Consider the following 1786-nt stretch of genomic DNA (forward strand, 5'->3'; position numbering starts at 1 on the left):
GTCCGCTCCAGGAGACGCTGACGGGCGGCCAGGAAGTCGACCCGCTGCTCCGCCGCCGACTGGGTGATCGCTCCACGTTGGACGGCCGCGTAGGCCAGCGCCTCGGCGTACTCGCGCACCTGGAAGAGGCCCGTGACGATCGTCAGGGCGAGTTCCCGCAGCCGACGGCACCGGGCCTCGGCCTCGGCGAACTCGGGGAATCCCTCCAGCAGACTCGCTTTGGCGTGCCGGCGCCAGAGTTCGTAGAACGTCCCACCCGTCTCGAACACCTCGTCGGCTTTAACAGCGAAGTTCTTTGTTGGAGCACGCTTCGCTCGTTCGACGTACGACACCAACGTGTTGGAGTACCCCATCCGCTTCGACAGCCCGACCTGGGACCAGCCCCGCGCCCGCCGCGACCTGTGGAGTTCCTGCCCGAATCGGATCGCCGGCGAGGAGATGACATCAACTGTCGTCTGTCCCATAAGAACTGAGGACCTTTCACATGACCAACTGGTCAACGGTGGAACCCTGGCCATCGTACGTCCCACCGGGCCACCATGGCTACACCCGGTGAGAGATCCGGGACTCACAGCGACCATGGGAGACAACATGCCCAGCTGCCCCCGTATGCCCGCGGACGCACCGAAGGTGGGTGAGGTCGTCCGGGACCTCGCGCACCGGAACGCCACGGGCGCCCCCACCGAGGGCGTCTACATGGACACCCTCAACGGGTTGGCCTACCTCCGGCCCGAGCCCGGCGGTTGCGAGTGGACCACCGGCCCGGAGTACGTCCAGCGGCTCGAACGCCCCCGCTACCTGGTCGTCCAGCACCCCAGCCGGCCACGCGCGAACGACACGGTGGCGTGAGAGTCATCGCCGGCCTGGCGGCCTGCTACGGCCGCCACCAGGCCGCCACCCGCCGGGCGTGACGGCGCCGGAAGACGGACGGCGGCCGCCCCGCGCCTCGAAGGCGCGGGAGCGACCGCCGGGTGGCGCACTACCTCAGAACTGCTCCACCCAGTACGGCGCGACGGTCATCCATCCGTTGCCGGTGGCGCCGTTGAGGCGGCCGGAGCTGGTCCGGGCCAGGGTGTACCAGGACTCCACGTAGTCCGGGTCGTCGGTCCACCAGGAGCTCGGCAGGGCGGCGAGCACCGCGTTGACCAGCGGGATGTACGCGCCCTGGTCGGCGATGGTGAGCAGCACCGCGGCCACGGCCTGGGCGAGGGCCAGGTAGTTGGTGTCGCCGTCGTCCTCCATCAGGACCACGTCGGCCAGGTTGTACTTGTAGTTCGACCAGTTCACCAGGATCTGGTTCGGGTTGTACACGGTACCGTCGTAGCGCAGGTAGGGCATGGCGACCGAGTCGACCCGGACCTTGCCGTCCTGCCCGAAGCCCGTGACCAGGCTGAACATCTCGGCCGCGCCCTTGAACCACGGCTCCTGGTCGTCGGAGACCTCGATGCTGTCGATCTTGGTGGCCCACCAGCCGCCGGCGGCCTGCGCGCCGGCGAGGCCGCGCGCGGTGAACTCCCTGCGCAGCACGTCGACACCGGCCGCCATCGCCTTCGACGCGTCGATGTCGACGAGGTAGACCGGCCGGTCGGGGACCGCGGTGGCGTCGAGGGTGTGGACGCTGCCGTCGGTGTCGTAGGCGCGGACGGTGCGTGCGTGGTCGTCGGCCACGGCGGTGGCCACCAGCGGCGTGGCACCGGCGTCGAGGGCCGCCCGCATCGACGCGTCGGCCAGCTGGACGCGCAGCAGCGGGCCGAGGCCGGCGTCGAGGCCCTTGGCCCCGGCGATC

General features: G+C 70.1%; 3 protein-coding genes and 1 pseudogene. 1 reads left to right on the plus strand and 3 read right to left on the minus strand.

Annotation, left to right across the window (positions count from 1 at the left end; genetic code table 11):
- The coding region (locus MCM47_RS40055; protein ID WP_238951763.1) for a Scr1 family TA system antitoxin-like transcriptional regulator at window positions 1-269 on the minus strand (269 nt) is incomplete at its 3' end.
- 42 nt (window positions 270-311) lie between these two features.
- Window positions 312-593 (minus strand): annotated as a pseudogene (locus tag MCM47_RS44465) (helix-turn-helix domain-containing protein); the annotation flags it as partial.
- On the opposite strand from MCM47_RS44465, the gene MCM47_RS40060 reads away from it, so the two are divergent.
- Entirely contained in the window at window positions 592-849 is a 258-nt protein-coding gene (locus MCM47_RS40060; protein WP_238951764.1) for a hypothetical protein, read from the plus strand. The pseudogene MCM47_RS44465 and the gene MCM47_RS40060 sit on opposite strands and share 2 nt — an antisense overlap.
- 135 nt (window positions 850-984) lie before the next feature.
- Here MCM47_RS40060 and MCM47_RS40065 read toward each other — a convergent pair.
- Window positions 985-1786 (minus strand): DUF3103 family protein (locus MCM47_RS40065; protein ID WP_238864379.1); only part of this gene is annotated, 802 nt, incomplete at its 5' end.

The sequence above is a fragment of the Kitasatospora sp. A2-31 genome, from assembly GCF_022288725.1.
In the GTDB taxonomy this organism is placed as follows: domain Bacteria; phylum Actinomycetota; class Actinomycetes; order Streptomycetales; family Streptomycetaceae; genus Kitasatospora.

What these genes read in the sequence shown, in the direction of transcription:
- MCM47_RS40060 (WP_238951764.1), top strand. Translation starts at nt 592, where the DNA reads ATGCCCAGCTGCCCCCGTATGCCCGCGGACGCACCGAAGGTGGGTGAG.